The organism is Flavobacterium ranwuense, assembly GCF_004349315.1.
GTDB classification, from domain to species: domain Bacteria; phylum Bacteroidota; class Bacteroidia; order Flavobacteriales; family Flavobacteriaceae; genus Flavobacterium; species Flavobacterium ranwuense.
In genome coordinates, this window is record NZ_SMLH01000003.1 from 137,730 (window position 1) to 153,780 (window position 16,051).

16 protein-coding genes and 2 tRNA genes are annotated in these 16,051 nt (G+C 33.2%); 10 read left to right on the forward strand and 8 right to left on the reverse strand.

The annotated features are described in order from the left end of the window. The first annotated feature begins 28 nt into the window (after positions 1-28). From porL to E0I61_RS07220, 4 genes are all read left to right on the forward strand, one after another. A complete protein-coding gene (porL, locus tag E0I61_RS07205; protein WP_131991977.1) occupies positions 29-676 on the forward strand; it encodes a type IX secretion system motor protein PorL/GldL in 648 nt (215 codons plus the stop codon). Positions 677-721: 45 nt separating this feature from the next. Further along, positions 722-2,269: a type IX secretion system motor protein PorM/GldM gene (gene porM, locus E0I61_RS07210; RefSeq protein WP_131991980.1), complete on the forward strand. Its 1,548-nt coding sequence runs from the start codon at positions 722-724 to the stop codon at positions 2,267-2,269. Positions 2,270-2,322: 53 nt separating this feature from the next. After that, complete coding sequence (porN, locus tag E0I61_RS07215; protein WP_131992570.1) at positions 2,323-3,213, forward strand: type IX secretion system ring subunit PorN/GldN; 891 nt, start codon at positions 2,323-2,325, stop codon at positions 3,211-3,213. A 100-nt stretch (positions 3,214-3,313) separates the two neighbouring features. Then, complete coding sequence (locus E0I61_RS07220) at positions 3,314-4,363, forward strand: NAD(P)/FAD-dependent oxidoreductase (protein WP_132070374.1); 1,050 nt, start codon at positions 3,314-3,316, stop codon at positions 4,361-4,363. Between the two features lie 5 nt (positions 4,364-4,368). On the opposite strand, the gene E0I61_RS07225 is transcribed toward E0I61_RS07220, so the two are convergent. Then, a complete protein-coding gene (locus E0I61_RS07225; RefSeq protein WP_132070376.1) occupies positions 4,369-4,752 on the reverse strand; it encodes a DUF983 domain-containing protein in 384 nt (127 codons plus the stop codon). Positions 4,753-4,825: 73 nt separating this feature from the next. On the opposite strand from E0I61_RS07225, the gene E0I61_RS07230 reads away from it, so the two are divergent. Further along, positions 4,826-6,733 carry an ABC transporter ATP-binding protein gene (locus tag E0I61_RS07230; protein ID WP_131991989.1) on the forward strand — a complete coding sequence of 636 codons (1,908 nt, stop codon included), beginning with the start codon at positions 4,826-4,828 and terminating at the stop codon, positions 6,731-6,733. A 32-nt stretch (positions 6,734-6,765) separates the two neighbouring features. On the opposite strand, the gene E0I61_RS07235 is transcribed toward E0I61_RS07230, so the two are convergent. Then, complete coding sequence (locus tag E0I61_RS07235; RefSeq protein WP_132070378.1) at positions 6,766-7,734, reverse strand: App1 family protein; 969 nt, start codon at positions 7,732-7,734, stop codon at positions 6,766-6,768. A gap of 64 nt (positions 7,735-7,798) precedes the next feature. Between E0I61_RS07235 and E0I61_RS07240 the strand changes: the two genes are divergently transcribed. Beyond that, positions 7,799-8,689 (forward strand): diacylglycerol/lipid kinase family protein, encoded by an 891-nt coding sequence (locus tag E0I61_RS07240; protein ID WP_131991995.1) that lies wholly within the window; start codon positions 7,799-7,801, stop codon positions 8,687-8,689. Here E0I61_RS07240 and E0I61_RS07245 read toward each other — a convergent pair. Next, positions 8,682-9,830: an 8-amino-7-oxononanoate synthase gene (locus tag E0I61_RS07245; protein ID WP_132070380.1), complete on the reverse strand. Its 1,149-nt coding sequence runs from the start codon at positions 9,828-9,830 to the stop codon at positions 8,682-8,684. The two genes, E0I61_RS07240 and E0I61_RS07245, sit on opposite strands and share 8 nt — an antisense overlap. A gap of 96 nt (positions 9,831-9,926) precedes the next feature. On the opposite strand from E0I61_RS07245, the gene E0I61_RS07250 reads away from it, so the two are divergent. Then, positions 9,927-10,205 carry a 4a-hydroxytetrahydrobiopterin dehydratase gene (locus E0I61_RS07250; RefSeq protein ID WP_131992001.1) on the forward strand — a complete coding sequence of 93 codons (279 nt, stop codon included), beginning with the start codon at positions 9,927-9,929 and terminating at the stop codon, positions 10,203-10,205. Between the two features lie 58 nt (positions 10,206-10,263). On the opposite strand, the gene E0I61_RS07255 is transcribed toward E0I61_RS07250, so the two are convergent. Next, positions 10,264-10,746: a DUF1761 domain-containing protein gene (locus tag E0I61_RS07255; RefSeq protein WP_131992004.1), complete on the reverse strand. Its 483-nt coding sequence runs from the start codon at positions 10,744-10,746 to the stop codon at positions 10,264-10,266. 182 nt (positions 10,747-10,928) lie between these two features. Between E0I61_RS07255 and E0I61_RS07260 the strand changes: the two genes are divergently transcribed. Then, positions 10,929-11,783, forward strand: a complete 855-nt coding sequence (locus tag E0I61_RS07260) for a leucine-rich repeat domain-containing protein (protein WP_131992007.1) — start codon at positions 10,929-10,931, stop codon at positions 11,781-11,783. A gap of 271 nt (positions 11,784-12,054) precedes the next feature. Here E0I61_RS07260 and E0I61_RS07265 read toward each other — a convergent pair. Together E0I61_RS07265 and E0I61_RS07270 are read right to left on the reverse strand one after the other, a co-directional pair. Then, positions 12,055-12,127: transfer RNA gene (locus E0I61_RS07265), tRNA-Met, on the reverse strand. Positions 12,128-12,159: 32 nt separating this feature from the next. Continuing rightward, positions 12,160-12,232, reverse strand: a tRNA-Met gene (locus tag E0I61_RS07270). Positions 12,233-12,349: 117 nt separating this feature from the next. Here E0I61_RS07270 and era point away from each other — a divergent pair. Both era and der read left to right on the forward strand, forming a co-directional pair. After that, positions 12,350-13,231, forward strand: coding sequence for a GTPase Era (gene era / locus E0I61_RS07275; RefSeq protein WP_131992010.1), 882 nt, complete (start codon positions 12,350-12,352; stop codon positions 13,229-13,231). Between the two features lie 284 nt (positions 13,232-13,515). Beyond that, entirely contained in the window at positions 13,516-14,826 is a 1,311-nt protein-coding gene (gene der / locus E0I61_RS07280; RefSeq protein ID WP_131992013.1) for a ribosome biogenesis GTPase Der, read from the forward strand. Positions 14,827-14,892: 66 nt separating this feature from the next. Here the strand turns inward: der and E0I61_RS07285 are convergent, their stop codons facing one another. Next, positions 14,893-15,129 (reverse strand): hypothetical protein, encoded by a 237-nt coding sequence (locus tag E0I61_RS07285; RefSeq protein ID WP_132070382.1) that lies wholly within the window; start codon positions 15,127-15,129, stop codon positions 14,893-14,895. 124 nt (positions 15,130-15,253) lie between these two features. Then, on the reverse strand, positions 15,254-15,994 hold the full coding sequence (locus E0I61_RS07290) for a DUF2490 domain-containing protein (RefSeq protein ID WP_132070384.1): 741 nt from the start codon (positions 15,992-15,994) through the stop codon (positions 15,254-15,256). Positions 15,995-16,051 lie beyond the last annotated feature (57 nt).

Here is a 16,051-nt window from a genome sequence, read left to right on the forward strand (position 1 = left end):
ACATCTATTAAAACTAAAAAAAACTATTATGGCATTACTAAGTAAAAAACAAATGAATTTCGCATACGGTATGGGAGCTGCGGTTGTAATTATTGGTGCATTATTTAAAATAACTCACATTGAATTTGGTATTATTACTGGGAATTTAATGCTTACAATTGGTCTTGTAGTTGAAGCTTTAATTTTTGCTCTTTCTGCTTTTGAACCGGTTGATGATGATTTAGATTGGACATTGGTTTATCCCGAATTGGCAAATGGAGTAAAAGGAGAACCAAAGAAAAAAGTAGAAACGCCTTCAGATGCTCAAGGATTATTGTCCCAAAAATTGGACGCGATGTTGAAAGACGCTAAAATTGATGGAGAATTAATGGCGAGCTTAGGAAATAGCATTAAAAATTTCGAAGGAGCTGCTAAAGCAATTTCACCAACGGTAGATTCTATCACTGCAACCAAAAAATACAGCGAAGAATTATCTATGGCTGCGGCACAGATGGAATCTTTAAACAGCTTATACAAAGTACAATTAGAAAGTGCTTCAAGAAATGCTGAAGCAAATAAAGAAATTGCTGAAAATGCAGGAAAATTAAAAGAGCAAATGCAATCTATGACTGCAAATATTGCTTCATTGAACAATGTTTATGGTGGTATGCTTTCTGCAATGGGTAATAAAGGATAATTAGTTTCAAACTATAAAAAAATAATAAACTAATTAGTAGAAAATATGGCAGGAGGAAAACTAACCCCTAGACAGAAGATGATTAACCTTATGTACCTGGTTTTTATCGCGATGTTAGCATTAAATATGTCTAAAGAGGTATTATCAGCTTTTGGGATTTTGAATAATAAAATAGTAGAGTCTAACTCTATCACTGATACTAGAAATGAAAGTTCATTTCAACAATTAGCTCAAAAAGCAGTGGATCAGCCAGGGCAATTTGGGGATAAAAAAGCCAAAGTTGAAAAAATTAGAGCTTTGTCTAAAGATTTTAATGACTATTTAGAAAACATCAAGACGACTGTTACCAAAAAATTTGAAAGAGATGCTGAAGGAAATTTGCCATACGAGCAAATGGATAAAGGAGATTTAATTGACAGAATGTTCTTTACTGGAGATAGAGTTTCTAAACAAGGAAAAGAGTTCTTAGATAAGATTAATAATTTCTCAACTCAGATAAAAGCAATTGGGGGTAGTTCAATTGCGGAATCTGAAATGAAAAAGATTGAAGCCAGATTTGCTACAAAACCAGTTTATTCTGAAAAAGCAGGTGCTAAATTAGATTGGATCGATTACAATTATAAAGGATATCCTCTTATTGCGACTATTACTAAATTATCGCAATTGCAAGCAGATATCAAAACGACGGAGAGCGATGTAATGACAGGAATGTTTCAATCGGATTTAGTGGCTGCAGCGTCACTTACAGCTTACCAGCCTATTGTAGTTCTTGATAAATCTGTTTTCTTTCAAGGAGAAGCGGTAACAGGAAAAATTATTTTAGGTAAATTTGATCCATCATTAAAAGCAAAATCTGTTATTGTCAATGGATCTAGTGTACAAGCGCAAGCGGGTCAAGCTAAATTCTCTTTTGGAGCAGGCAATATTGGAGAACATGCTATTGGCGGTTCCTTTAATTTTGATGAAAATGGGAAAGTGGTTAGCTTGCCTATTAAAGATAAATATGTTGTTGTTGCGAGACCAAAGTCGGCTACTATTTCTGCAGATAAGATGAATGTAGTTTATAGAGGTGTTGTAAACCCAATGACTATTTCTTTTGCAGGTGTTACTGCAGATAAAGTTTCAGCTAGTGCTCCAGGATTAAGTTCTGCGGGTGGTGGTAAATATAACATGAGTCCAGGTTCAGGTTCAGAAGTGGTTATTAATGTAACTGGTACACTTCCTGACGGTTCTAAAGTTTCGGATAAGAAAAACTTTAGAATAAAAGGTATTCCTGGTCCAACAGGAACTATTAGAGGAGAAATGGGCGTTGTTAAAGGGCCTAAATCAAATTTACAAATTGCGACAATTGGAGCTAAATTAGTTGATTTCGACTTTGAAGTTGGTTTAAATGTAGTTGGATTTAATTTAAAAGTAACAGGTCAACCTACTGTTGTTGTTCAAGGAAATAAATTAAATGCACAGTGTAATGCTGTTCTTTCAAAAGCAGTTAGAGGAGATCAAGTTACTATTTCTGAAATAAAAACAAAACTTGTAGGTGCAGGTAGTTATTTATTACCAAGAACAGCTCCAGTAATTTTTGAAATACAATAAATAATAAGTAAGTTTATATTTGACCTACTTCAATATCTTATTATGATACCATGATGAATCTAAGAAATTTTTTAATCGCTATTGTCTCTATTACAGGAAGTTTCGCCTCTTTTGGACAGTCTAATTTGCTTAATGCAAAAACTCCTGACCAAATAGGACTTAAAACTGCGGCACAACTCATTTCAGATAATGATAAACCATTAGTCTATGGTTATGTGCATGATAGAGATGTTTTAATGGGTAAGACTACATGGGAAATTATTGACTTAAGTGAAAAAATTAATTTTGCTTTGTATTTCCCAATTGATACCGCAAATATTGGGTCTGATAGAAGATCTTTGTATGATGTGCTTACGAAAGCTTTGAAAAATGGTAAAATTACTGAGGTCTATACCGATAGTTATTTTAATACCAAAAAATCGATGCAAGACATTCAAACATCATTGACTCGTATTGATACAACTGATGCAGGTAGAGAACAAATTAATGCAGGAAATCAAATATCTGACGAGTATATTTTAAAACAAGACTTAGCAGCTCAAGATGTAACCCAATATAAAATTAAAGGATACTGGTATTTTGACAAGCGCCAGAGTGAATTGAAATATCGTTTATTGGGAATTTGTCCTGTGACGCCAGATGTTTATACCATGAACAGTGATGAAAAAGATTATATCGAATTGTTCTGGGTATTCTTCCCGGCAGCAAGAGATGTTTTACATGAAGCAAAAGCGTTCAATGATAAAAATTCAGCGATGCCAGTTTCATTTGATCAAATATTAAATTCCAGGCGTTTTAACAGTGTTATTTACAAAGAAGAAAATGTATATGGTGATAGAACTATTGATGAATACATGAAGGATAACGCTCAAAATCAATTATTAGAATCGGAAAGAGTAAAAGAAAAAATTCGCAATTTCGAACAAGATATGTGGAATTATTAATGCCGATTTTATAATATAATAAAAAACTCTTACTGTAATGGTAAGAGTTTTTTTGTTTTAATGTGTTTACTTTGCACTTATTTAAAAGGTGTTATTTCAAATGATTGATTATTTAATTATTGGTTCTGGTTTAGCAGGTATTTCATTCGCAGAGATTGCTTTGCGTAATGACAAATCTATTTTTGTATTGGATAATAATTCTCAAAATTCATCCAAAATTGCCGGAGGTTTGTATAATCCGGTTATTTTAAAACGTTTCAGCGAGGTGTGGCAAGCTCAAGAGCAATTAGTATTGATGAACGAATTTTATACTTTTTTAGAAGAAAAACTAAATTGCAAAGTTGATTTCAAAAGTCCTATTTTAAGAAAATTCTTTTCCGTTGAAGAACAGAATAATTGGTTTGCTGCTTCGGACAAAATAGCGCTGGCTCCTTTTTTATCTACACAATTAATTTCTAAAAAATATATAGGAATTGATTCCCCTTACGGGTATGGCGAAGTTTTACAAACGGGTTATGTGGACACCGCTTTGCTTTTAAATAAATACAGGGAATACCTGAAACAAAACAATCTCTTTCAAGAGGAAGCATTTGATTATGATGCTTTAAAAATCGAATCGGATAGTATTCAATATAAAAATATTCGAGCTAAGCATATCATTTTTGCGGAAGGTTTTGGTCTGCATGCAAATCCTTATTTTAATTACTTGCCTTTAGACGGAACCAAAGGAGAGCTTTTTATTATTAAAGCACCTCAGTTGGATTTAGATGTAATTGTAAATACGAGTGTGTTTATTTTGCCTCTTGGGAATGATTTATTCAAAGTTGGCGCAACATATAATTGGAAAGATAAAACAGATTTGCCTACTGAGGAAGGAAAAACGGAATTAGTAGCAAGAATAAAAGAAATTATTAGCTGTGATTTTGAAATTATAGAGCATTTTGCTGGCGTGCGACCTACTGTAAAAGACAGAAGACCATTAGTAGGAACACATCAAAATTATGAATCAATACATATTTTAAACGGTTTGGGAACAAGAGGAGTCATGCTTGGACCGGCAATGGCAAAAGTATTATTTGAAAATATAGAACATCAGATTCCTTTAAATAGGGAAATTGACATTGACAGATTTCTATCTAAAGGGCAGTAATACTATTATTTTAGTTTGGTTTTTGGATCATAGGAAACAAACATATTGATGTATATGTTTCTGGACCATCGCAAGATAAATGGGAATAAGACAATAAGTGATGCGATTATAGCAATAAATGCCACCTTAAGGCTGGAGCCAAAGATTACAAATGAGATTATAAAGGCTGCTATTCCAACGGCGACATTCAATCCGTAACTGACATACATGGCACCATAAAAAAAGGAAGGTTCAATTTGATATCTCAACCCACAATGGCTGCAATTTTCATGCATTTTCAAGATTTTATTGAAATGTAATGGATTTTTATCGAAATACATACTCTCATTCTGACATTTAGGACAAGTTCCTGTTAAAATGCTATATAATTTGGATCCTTTTTTTAACATTTGCAAAAAATTTAATTTTTCCTTTTTTAGAGTTACAAATTTACGCATTCAAAAAGGAATAAAATAACAATACATGCTTAATATACACAATTTATCCGTTTCGTTTGGTGGTACTTATTTATTTGAAGAAGTTACCTTTCGATTGGGTGCCGGAGACCGTGTGGGTCTTGTAGGGAAGAACGGAGCGGGAAAATCTACCATGCTTAAAATGTTGGCAAAAGATTTTGCTCCTGATTCAGGTGTTATTTCTCAAGAGAAAGATCTTCGTATGGGATTCTTGCGTCAGGATATCGATTTTGAACAAGGAAGAACAGTTCTTGAAGAAGCGTATGAAGCTTTTACTGAGATTAAAATTGTTGAGAAAAAGCTCGAAGAAATTAATCACTTGTTAGTTACAAGAACTGATTATGAAAGTGACGAATACAGCCAAATTATTGAAGACTTATCTGATTATACGCACCGTTTTGAATTGTTGGGCGGTTATAATTATGTGGGTGATACGGAGAAAATTTTACTTGGTTTAGGGTTTAAAAGAGATGTATTCGATAATCAGACCGAGACTTTCTCTGGTGGATGGAGAATGCGTATAGAATTGGCCAAATTATTATTACAGGCCAATGATGTTTTGTTGCTGGATGAGCCTACGAATCACTTGGATATAGAAAGTATCATTTGGTTAGAAAGTTTTCTTCGAAATTATCCTGGAGTTGTTGTGATTGTTTCACACGATAAAATGTTTTTGGATAATGTGACCAACAGGACTATCGAAATTTCCCTTGGTAAAGCGTATGATTTCAATAAACCGTATTCTCAATATTTAGAATTGCGTCACGAAATTCGTGAAAAGCAATTGGCAACGCAAAAAAACCAAGCCAAAAAAATTGAAGAAACGGAAAAATTAATCGAAAAATTCCGTGCCAAAGCTTCCAAAGCTTCGATGGCGCAGTCATTAATCAAAAAATTAGATAAAGTAGAACGTATCGAAGTTGATGAAGATGATAACTCGGTGATGAACATTACTTTTCCAGTTTCAAAAGAACCGGGAAGAGTCGTGATTGAAGCCGAAAATGTAACTAAAAGCTACGGTGACAAAACAATTTTGAAAGATATCAATCTGTTAGTGGAGCGCGGAAGTAAAATTGCATTCGTTGGACAAAACGGTCAAGGAAAGTCAACTTTCATTAAAGCTATTGTTGACGAATTCGAATATAAGGGAAATATCAAGTTAGGGCATAATGTACAGTTGGGATATTTTGCGCAAAATCAGGCTGAATATCTGGATGGCGAAATCACTCTGTTGCAAACAATGGAAGATGCCGCTGCAGATACAAACCGAATGAAAGTACGCGATATGCTAGGTTCTTTCTTGTTTCGAGGCGATGATGTAGAGAAAAAGGTAAAAGTCCTTTCAGGAGGCGAAAGAAACCGTTTGGCGTTATGTAAATTATTGTTGCAGCCCATTAATGTTCTGTTGATGGATGAGCCTACAAATCACTTGGATATTAAATCTAAGAATGTTTTGAAAGCCGCGTTACAAAAATTTGGAGGTACTTTATTGCTGGTTTCTCACGATAGGGATTTCTTGCAGGGAATGTCAAATTTAGTATATGAATTCAAAGACCAAAAAATAAAAGAATATTTAGGGGATATCAACTATTTCTTGGAGCAACGCAATATGGAAAATATGCGTGAAGTCGAGAAAAAAGATGCTCAGAAAGCTGCTGCACCTAAAGAAAGTAATAAAGCTTCTTACGAAGATCAGAAAAAAGGGAAAGCGTTGCAGAATAAATTGAGCAAAGTGGAGAGTCAAATTAAGCAATTAGAAAAGGACATTCAGCATGATGATAAAATGCTTGCTTCTAATTATGACAAACACATTGAAGACGCTAAATTTTTCACGGCATACAACAAGAAAAAAGCAGAACTGGACAAACTTCTCTCAGATTGGGAAATAGTTCAGGAAGAAATTGATAATTTATAAAAACGAGAGTTCCATTTTTTGGAACTCTTTTTTTATACAATAATTCCAATCATTTTAGAGTGCGCAATGGCTTCGCTGCTATTTTGGAAATAACAAACAGAAACTTTCAGTGTTTCTAGATTTTTTAAAATTGTGATTACTTTTTCCTTTTTAGAATCACTAGTTTGTCTAATATAGACTGCTTTTACGGTTACGGGGAAAATTTTACAAATTGCCTCGTACAAAAATGGATCGTGTTGCGAATCATCTCCAAGAAGTACATATTCTAAGTTTGGGTAAAATTCTAAAATGTGTTTTATTTTGTCAAACTTATGATTGTGGTTGCCTCTGCCGGTCAAGAAAAAATCAGTGAGACTCGTTTTAATATCTTTTAATAGCAAAACTGCTTTTGGTAGTTGATGAAGTTCTGTAAATTTTATAATAAAGCGATATAAATTCCATTCGCTGCTCGAAACATAGAAAAAAGCATTAAACTCCTCTTTATTTTCCCTTCCGGCTGTACTTAAAGCTTGATAATGGGTGACAACATCTTCGTATATTTTTCTCTTGTTTACGTTTTTAAATAATAAAACATACAATTTTTTCAAAGGATTCAATGTGTGAGAAACTAAAAAAGTGTCGTCTATGTCAGATATGATTCCTAAATTTCCTTTGTGTGGTCGAATGTAACTGTCTCGTGTTGAAATGGACTCATTTTTGTAAACAATACTTACCTCATAATCAATCCAGCCATAATTAGTGTTTTGGTCTAATGGGACACAGAATTTAAAATAACCGTCGATTAATGTTCTGGTATGAATTTTGGCATTGTTATGTTCTAAATAGACATCGGCGTTTGCTTCTGTTTTTATTTGAAACATTTTAATTACAGAAGTAGCATTTTTCAGATTCTTTTTTTGAAAATTATACTCTTTAATTGTTGTTGGTTTAAAAACATGTCCCATGACAATTAATTCCTGTTCATTAGCGTAGCCACGATATAATTTTAAAATTGGTTTCATTTATTATAGTACTTTTGAGTGTTGTTGAAATTAATTATTTTTAGTCAATAAAAGAAGAAAAATTTTGAAAAAAAATATTATGCTCGTTGTAAATCCTGTTTCTGGGAATGTTGATAAATCAGATTTGGTTGATGCGGCGACAAATTTTGCCGGAAAAGAGAATTTGAACCTTGTGATTTATAATACTTCTGGAGCATCAGATATTGAGAATATAAAAGTACTCTATAAAACCTATAATCCAGAAAGAATTGTTGTAGCAGGAGGTGATGGAACTATAAAAATGGTTGCTGAAGCGATGGAAAACCATGATGTTATTATTGGGATTTTACCGGCTGGTTCTGCCAATGGTTTAGCGGTAGATTTAAATTTGCCATCTACAATCGAAGAAAACTTAGAAATCGCTTTTCATAATGATTATATGGAAATAGACATGATTTCTATCAATGGAAAAAAAAGCATTCATTTAAGTGACTTGGGCGTAAATGCGGAAATGATTAAGAACTATGAAAGTAGTAGTATTCGAGGAAAATGGGGTTATTTTTTGCAAACTTTCAGTACTTTAATTGATTTAGATGACCCTTTTACAGCAACAATTACTGGCGATTTTGAAACAATTGAATGTATGGCAAGAATGATTGTCATTGCGAATTCTCAAAAATATGGTACAGGAGTTTCTATAAATCCTAATGGTGTTATGGACGATGGAAAGTTTGAATTAGTTATTTTGAAAAATTTAGATTTGGTAGTGCTTGGAAAAATTATTTCTGGAAATATGCCGATAGATTCCGAGGATGTTGAGATAATTTCTATAGAAAAAGCAATCGTTAAGACAAATGTTCCGGTTAGTTTTCAAATCGATGGAGAATATTGCGGTACTGAGACAAAACTGGATATTAAAATTTTGCCCAAACAAATGAAAGTAGCGGTTCCAAAATTAAATAGTGAAGTTATTTAAAAGGGTTTCGTTCTTGCCAATTAGTTTCAGGCTCCAGATATCTAAATATTTTTGGCATGTACGAATTGACTATTGGATTGCTATGCGCGATGAATCCATACATTTTTAAAGGTTTTGCGCCAACAGAACTTTTAATTTCCAATGCTGTTCTTGCAAACACAATTTCCTTAAACCCTTTATTAATAGAATACGCTATCATATCATACAGCATGTTCAAATACAGCATTTTTTCACGTTGAATATTTTCGTCGTACCCCAGAAAATAAGTGTCCATTACGAAACCATTTTTTATTAAAGTATTAAATCCAATTAATTTTTCATTAATAAAATAGCCATAAAAAAGAAATTTGTCTTTAAAGATTTCTTTAAAAATTCTGAAGTGGTTCTTTGGTAGAAAAAAAGTATTGAAAGGAGCGTTTTTGGCTACATGAAAATACAAATCATAAATGGTATCTTCTAAAGCTATGATGTCCTCCAAATGCATTTTTCTTTTCTCAATAATTGCTGCTTTTTTTCGGGCTCTTTTATACTGATCTCTATATTTTTTTGAAAGTGAGTCGATGTAATCTTGTTCTGATTTCCAGCTTTCATCAATGTGAAAAACCATATTCGGCTGTGTCGAAAACTGATAATCATTTTTGAATTCCGGAATGGCAAAGTTCGTAATGTCTTCTTTGTGAAAATCTTTATAAGTGGTAATATGAATTTTTTTTCCTTTAGATTGAAACAATTTTTTCAATGCTAATGCCGCTGATTTCAACGCTTGCAATGCTTTCTTTTTATCAATAGATTCTGATAATGCAAAAGCGTTTTGTCCAGTCAGCATATTGTTTCCAATTACGAGAACATGAGAACCTAAATTTCTGAAAACTAAATTTCGAACAGTGGTTTTAATGCATTTATCCCGATCTCCAAAAGACTCCAGTTGATTTAAATCTAAAAATTGAGAAAGTGCAATGCCTATTAAAGTTTCATTTTCGAATAGTCCAATAAAATGACAAACCATATTTTCCGGAGATGATTTTTCTAAAATCTCCAAATATTTTTTGGATAAAAAAATGGTTGAAACCGCTAAATCATCCCAGTTTAAAGGGAGTTGCGCTGTAGTACTATAAATTTTAAAGGAATAAGGTGTATTCAACTTGAAGTGTAATTTTTTTCAAAATTAGTTAATAAAGTTAAAGTATTTCTCAATGTCTCGAAATTAACTAACTTTATATAAATTAAAAAGTAGATTATGAAAACCTATTCAGCAGAGACAATTCAATCAGAGTTAAAAGGGCTTAAAGACTGGCATTTTGCTGCCAATGGAATGGAGAAAAAATTTGTTTTTTCAGATTTTACGCAAGCATTAGGTTTTATAGTGCAAGTAGGAGTGATGGCCGAAAAAAGAAATCACCATCCGGAATTATTCAATGTGTATAATAAAGTGACAATTAGGCTGACTACACATGATGCAAATGGTGTTACTGATAAAGATTTAGATTTAGCCAAAGCTATTGAGGGAATTAAATAAAAAAAATTTCGTCTTGATATTATTCGAAGACGAAATTCATTTTAATATTTTTTTGTAATTATTTCCAAGCGCAAATAATTCCACCCATAATCATAAAGCATACTATCCAAAAACCACCGGTAACGAGTGTGTATTTGAAACTTCTTCTTTCGTATAATGCATTTGTACCTATAATTGGTAATGCTAAAAATAGTCCAGTCATAAAACCGTGTAAAGCTCCATGCTTGAAAGTTCTAAATGCTAATCCATAATCTGCCATGAAAGCTTCGTAAGAAGGTTTTGCGATAGTAGGATCTCCGCCAACCATTCCTAATGCACCAAATTGATGTATAGTTAGCATTTGAAGGACAAAGCTTATGAAAAAAGCGTAAAGTAATGATACTCCAAATGTCAGGAGCATATTTCCTCCTTTCATTTTTTCTTCAGTCATGCCGGATTCTTTCATCCAGATTGTTCCAAAAACTTTTGGATTGTACCAAACAAATCCTACTACAAGTGTAGACAATGCTGCAACAAAAAGTGCTAAAAAATTGATTTCCATAAAATTGGGTTTAAAGATTAGTTAATCAAATTTAACAAATTAATATTTAATTAAGAAAATTAAATATTTCTGTAAGATATAACTCTCTAAAAAATAAAAAAGAATGTATTTCGTCGATTTTATTTGCTGATTGGCTTCGTTGTGCGTAGTTTTATAGGTATCAAAGATATAAATCCAACGTTATGAAAAATATAACTACTCTATTTTTAACCCTTTTCTTTTCGTTTTCAATGTTTGCAGATGTGTCTCAGTCAGAGAAAGATGCGTTGGTAAAACTGTATCAGTCTACAAATGGAAATCAGTGGACAGTAAAATGGGATTTGTCATCGCCAATTTCTACTTGGCATGGCGTTACTTTACAAGACGATAAAGTAATTTCTATTAATTTAGACAATAACAATTTGGTTGGTGAAATCCCGGAAGAAATTTTAAACTTAGTAAGTTTACAAGAATTGGATTTGCACAAAAATAAAATATCAGGTACGATTCCTTCTGCTATCGGAAAATTAAAAGAAATGAAAGTATTGGATCTTTCTTTTAATAAAATTTCTGGGACAATTCCTTCTTCTATTTGTGAAATGAGCAATTTGAAAAATTTAGAATTGTATATGAACATGCTTTCAGGAGAATTACCAATGCAAATAGGTGCTTTGAATCAACTAGAAATCCTGTCTTTATTTAATAATGAAATAGTAGGGCAAATACCAAGTTCTTTATATGAAATAAAAACGCTAAAAACATTACTCTTAAACAGTAATAAACTTTCGGGAGGATTAAGTCGTGAAGTGGCAAATATGGCGTCACTTGAGAATCTTAGTTTATTTGATAATAAGATGAATGGTCAAGTGCCTTTTGAGCTTGAAAAATTAGATGAATTAAAAGAAATGAATATTTCTTACAATATGTTTAATGGATTAATATCTAAAGACTTGGCAATTTTAGATACGCTGAATATGACAATGATAAATGATAAGGGAGTAGCGGTTTTATTAGAAGTAAATACTGGTAAAAATACAGCTATTGCTTCTGAAGATTAGTTTTGAAATAAAAAAGAGATTGCACTAACGCTCTTTTGTGTTATCGGTTAGTAGATTTTAATACCTTAGTTTTAATGAATATAGTTGTTTAAACCTGTGAAGCTTGCTTCACAGGTTTTTTTATTTAGATTCCTTTCCGAAATAATACTATTATGAAAGTTGGTTTTTTAGGATTGATCCTACTTTAAGAGGGATTTGTATGTAGTTAATGTTATTGCATCCTCAAATTCATTCCATAAAAAAAGCTCCAGATTTCTCTGAAGCTTTCTAGTAGCGGGAACAGGACTCGAACCTGTGACCTTCGGGTTATGAGCCCGACGAGCTGCCTACTGCTCTATCCCGCGATGTGCGTTTGTAATTTCAATAAAATTCTTAGTAGCGGGAACAGGACTCGAACCTGTGACCTTCGGGTTATGAGCCCGACGAGCTGCCTACTGCTCTATCCCGCGTTGTTTCGGGTGCAAATGTACGACGAAATATCGTATTTCCAATAAAAACTTTAAAAAATGTTTTATTTCGTCTATTGACTTGATATGCCTACCTTTGCAAAATAAATTATAATAAAAATGTCACATAAAGCAGGTTTTGTAAACATCATAGGGAATCCAAACGTCGGGAAATCAACGTTGATGAACGCCTTTGTTGGAGAAAGATTATCAATTATTACTTCAAAAGCACAAACAACACGTCATAGAATTCTTGGAATTGTAAACGGAGAAGATTTTCAAATGATCTTATCGGATACACCTGGAATCATCAAGCCGGCCTACGAAATGCAGGAATCGATGATGAATTTCGTTAAATCCGCTTTTGAAGATGCTGATGTGCTGATTTATATGGTGGAAATTGGAGAACAAGAGTTGAAAGACGAAGCGTTTTTCAATAAAATAATCCATGCCAAAATTCCTGTTCTATTGTTGTTGAATAAAATTGACAATTCAAACCAAGCTCAGTTGGAAGAACAAGTGGCTTTCTGGACTGCCAAAGTTCCTAATGCGGAAATTTTTCCAATATCGGCATTACAGAATTTTAATGTGCCGGAAGTTTTTGGAAGAATCATTGAATTGTTACCAGAATCTCCTGCGTATTACCCAAAAGATCAATTGACAGATAAACCGGAACGTTTCTTTGTTAATGAAACTATCCGTGAGAAAATCCTGTTGAATTACAGCAAAGAAATCCCATACGCAGTAGAAATTGTTACCGAAGAGTTTTTTGAAGATGAAAACATCATTAGAATACGTTCTTTGATTATGGTGGAGCGCGATACCCAAAAAGGAATCATTATAGGGCATAAAGGAGCCGCTTTGAAAAAAGTCGGAATTGAAGCCCGTGTTGATTTAGAGAAGTTTTTTGGAAAGCAAATTCATATTGAGTTGGTGGTGAAAGTGAATAAAAACTGGAGAAGCAACGCTAATATGTTGAAGCGTTTTGGATACAATCAGTAAGAAAGTGTTCGGTAATCAGTGTACAGCCGCAGTTTTTATTTTGAAAAATTAAGATTGATGTTGTTTAGAAACGCAATGTCCTAGCCCTGATAGCAGTGAAAATCCTTTTTCTGGCTTTTTTAGCAAGGAAAAGATTGTAACGAATAGCAGGAAACAGCTCCAAAAAAGAGTTTTCGGTTGGCAGTTTACAGTCGCTGTTTTAATGTCTTAAAACTGAATATTTAAAACTGGCCACTGCTAACTAAAAAAAAGACTACCTTTGCAAAATATTTGAAAAAAGGATTATGAATAACATTGTTGCGATAGTAGGAAGACCTAATGTAGGGAAATCAACCCTTTTTAATAGGCTGATACAAAGAAGAGAAGCGATCGTAGATTCGGTTTCGGGTGTGACCCGTGATAGAAACTACGGTAAGAGCGAGTGGAACGGAAAAGAATTTTCTGTAATTGATACGGGTGGATATGTTCGTGGATCGGATGATGTTTTTGAAGCCGAAATCCGTAAACAAGTAGAATTAGCTATTGACGAAGCCGATGTAATTATTTTTGTGGTAGATGTCGAAGAAGGTATTACGCCTATGGATGATGCTGTAGCGAGATTGTTGCGTAAAGTGACGAAACCGGTTTTACTTGCTGTAAATAAGGTGGATAACGCCATGCGTGAGAAAGATGCAATTGAGTTTTACAACCTTGGTTTAGGAGAGTATTACACATTTGCCAGTATTTCTGGAAGTGGAACAGGTGATTTATTGGATGCATTGATTGATGCTTTTCCAATTAAACCAGAACCAACACAAGAAGAAGTGGTATTGCCGCGGTTTGCAGTTGTAGGTCGTCCTAATGCTGGGAAATCAAGTTTTATCAATGCATTGATTGGTAAAGACAGATATATTGTTACTGATATTGCGGGTACAACCCGTGATTCTATTGATACAAAATTTGACCGTTTTGGGTTTGAATTTAACTTAGTTGATACGGCAGGAATTCGTCGTAAAGCGAAAGTAAAGGAAGATTTAGAGTTTTACTCGGTAATGCGTTCCGTTCGTGCGATTGAGCATGCTGATATTTGTATCTTGATTATAGATGCCACTCGTGGTTTTGAAGGACAGGACCAAAGTATTTTTTGGTTGGCTGAGAAAAACCGTAAAGGAGTAGTAATCTTAGTGAATAAATGGGATTTAGTTGAAAAAGAAACGATGTCAACCCGTGATTATGAAGCTAAAATTAGAGAAGAATTAATGCCATTTACAGATGTGCCTATTCTTTTTGTTTCGGCATTAACAAAACAACGTTTGTTGAAAGCACTAGAAGCGACGGTGAAAGTTTTTGAAAACAGACAACAGCGTATTGCAACTTCAAAATTTAACGAATTTATGTTGAAAGTCATTGAAGCCTATCCGCCGCCAGCGACAAAAGGGAAATATGTAAAAATTAAATATTGCATGCAGTTGCCAACGCCAACACCACAGTTTGTGTTTTTTGCCAATATGCCACAATATGTAAAAGAACCTTACAAACGTTACCTTGAAAATAAAATTAGAGAAAACTGGGACTTTTCAGGAGTGCCAATCGATATTTATATCAGAGAGAAATAATATGAAAGTCCCGAGAAATCGGGACTTTTTTTGGTTAAAATCGATATTTAATAGTAAAGAGTATTCCTAATTTTCTTCCTCTTCTAAAGTTTCCATTGGATGATCGCCGTACCAATCTTTAAATGTTTTGGTAGTTTTATAATCATCATGTAGTACGGTATAAACCATAAACAGGATTAATGGTATACCAATGCAGTATAGGGTCATTATTACCGGCAAAGCAACGTTAGTTTGACATAAACCGGCAAATACAAAAACATAAATGGTGGTGAACCACACGAGTTTAATTGCAAAATTTTTCATGGCTATATCTTTTTAATAAAGTTACGCCAGGAATTTTAAATTTTAAGTTAATATATTGATAATCAATGTTTAAAATATAATTAATTATTTGTTTTTCTTATCAATGAAAAGTCATAAATTGTGTTTAAACCTTTTTTGAGACTTTTATTTTGTGGAAAATACTGAATCTGATAATATCTCTGTTGAAATAATCGATTCCATTAGCTCGTCGTTGAAAACTGTTTAAATAGCCCAATTCAAATGCAATATTTTTGGTTATGCCGTATTGTATCGCGGCATAAATTCTATTTTGGTCAAAAGTATTTTTGATGATAGTTTTTCCCGCATTGAACATTATTTCATCTGAAAGAATAGTTTTTAAATATTGATTTTCTTTTTTCCAAAAAGTACAATCGGCTTGAAGTCTGTATCTGAATCTCCAAGAAAATGTTGTGCCAGGTAATAATGATACTTTATTGGCATTATGTATAAATCGTTCTTCTGCCTGAAACCGTTGATTCAATGTGACTTTGCCAACATTTTGTTTCCATGTAATGTCTTGTTGTCCTCTGTATTCTGGGGTTTTAAAAGTATAGGATACTTCAGGTTCTTGTGTAGCAACTGAGAAATGAGTAAAGCCAATTCCTGTTTCTAAATGTTCATTGATTTTATAGCGGCCTTGAACTCGTATGACATATAAATTTTCTTTTACGGGTTTTAAAAAAAGCCTATTATCAAATTCTGTATGCAAAGACCATTTTTCATTTAATAGCAATTGATTGTAATAGCGTGTCCAAAGAATGCTTTGATGATCTATGTTTTTCTCCGTTTGAGCTCGGGATATAAAGCAGACTAAGAAAAAGAAAAGGATTTTGGCTATTTTCATGAAGTTTCATTCAATTTTCGGTAAATTTAAGCAAACGTTTTAAAAAGAATCACATAG

Coding starts and splice junctions, on each gene's coding strand:
- E0I61_RS07250 (WP_131992001.1), top strand. CDS start 9,927: ATGAAAACCTATTCAGCAGAGACAATTCAATCAGAGTTAAAAGGGCTT.
- porM (WP_131991980.1), top strand. CDS start 722: ATGGCAGGAGGAAAACTAACCCCTAGACAGAAGATGATTAACCTTATG.
- E0I61_RS07220 (WP_132070374.1), top strand. CDS start 3,314: ATGATTGATTATTTAATTATTGGTTCTGGTTTAGCAGGTATTTCATTC.
- der (WP_131992013.1), top strand. CDS start 13,516: ATGAATAACATTGTTGCGATAGTAGGAAGACCTAATGTAGGGAAATCA.
- porL (WP_131991977.1), top strand. CDS start 29: ATGGCATTACTAAGTAAAAAACAAATGAATTTCGCATACGGTATGGGA.
- E0I61_RS07255 (WP_131992004.1), bottom strand. CDS start 10,746: ATGGAAATCAATTTTTTAGCACTTTTTGTTGCAGCATTGTCTACACTT.
- E0I61_RS07235 (WP_132070378.1), bottom strand. CDS start 7,734: ATGAAACCAATTTTAAAATTATATCGTGGCTACGCTAATGAACAGGAA.
- E0I61_RS07260 (WP_131992007.1), top strand. CDS start 10,929: ATGAAAAATATAACTACTCTATTTTTAACCCTTTTCTTTTCGTTTTCA.
- E0I61_RS07230 (WP_131991989.1), top strand. CDS start 4,826: ATGCTTAATATACACAATTTATCCGTTTCGTTTGGTGGTACTTATTTA.
- era (WP_131992010.1), top strand. CDS start 12,350: ATGTCACATAAAGCAGGTTTTGTAAACATCATAGGGAATCCAAACGTC.
- porN (WP_131992570.1), top strand. CDS start 2,323: ATGAATCTAAGAAATTTTTTAATCGCTATTGTCTCTATTACAGGAAGT.
- E0I61_RS07225 (WP_132070376.1), bottom strand. CDS start 4,752: ATGTTAAAAAAAGGATCCAAATTATATAGCATTTTAACAGGAACTTGT.
- E0I61_RS07285 (WP_132070382.1), bottom strand. CDS start 15,129: ATGAAAAATTTTGCAATTAAACTCGTGTGGTTCACCACCATTTATGTT.
- E0I61_RS07290 (WP_132070384.1), bottom strand. CDS start 15,994: ATGAAAATAGCCAAAATCCTTTTCTTTTTCTTAGTCTGCTTTATATCC.